A 621-nucleotide genomic window follows, 5' to 3' on the forward strand; every position below is an offset into this window, starting at 1 on the left:
ACTGCACCCGGCCCTGCACCAGCGCGGCCTGGCGGTTCTGCAGCTCCGTGAGGGCCTCCACCGAGTCTATGGCGGCCAGGTCGCCGTAGCGGACCCGCTCGCGCACGGCCCGGAAGCGCACCGCCGCCAGCTCGGTATTCTGGCGCAGCAGTTCCTGCCGCTGGTAGCTCAGCGTCCAGTCCCAGTAGTCTTTGGCGGCCTGCAGCTGGAGCTTGTTCAGGGCCCCGCGCCGCTCGGCTTCGGCCAGGCCCTGCAGCGCCTGCGCCTGGCGCACCGCCGCCCGCCGCTCATCTATCAGCAGCCCCTGCGCCAGCGGCACCGAGAGGCCCACGTAGCTCAGGCCCACCGGGGCCGTGGAGCTTTCGGGGTTGACGAAGGTGCCCACGCCCCGCTCGAAGCCCGCTTTCACGTCGGCCCCGAACCAGAGCGGCACCCGCAGCTGGGCGTCCCAGTCGTGGAAGTAGTCCTTGCCGCCGAAGGTTTTGCCGTAGTATTTGCTGGTTGCCGCGGGGTCGAACTGGCCGCGGGCGAAGCGCACTTCCTGCAGGGCCCGTTCGGGCAGCAGGCCCGCCTGCCGGGCCACGGGGTGGCGCAGCGTGACGAAGGTCAATAAATCGGCCA

1 protein-coding gene is annotated in these 621 nt (G+C 70.9%); it reads right to left on the reverse strand.

Going from position 1 to position 621, the window contains the following annotated elements:
• The coding region (locus tag ABD833_RS03535) for a TolC family protein (protein ID WP_345071024.1) at positions 1-621 on the reverse strand (621 nt) is incomplete at both ends.

The organism is Hymenobacter fastidiosus (assembly GCF_039539565.1).
In the GTDB taxonomy this organism is placed as follows: domain Bacteria; phylum Bacteroidota; class Bacteroidia; order Cytophagales; family Hymenobacteraceae; genus Hymenobacter; species Hymenobacter fastidiosus.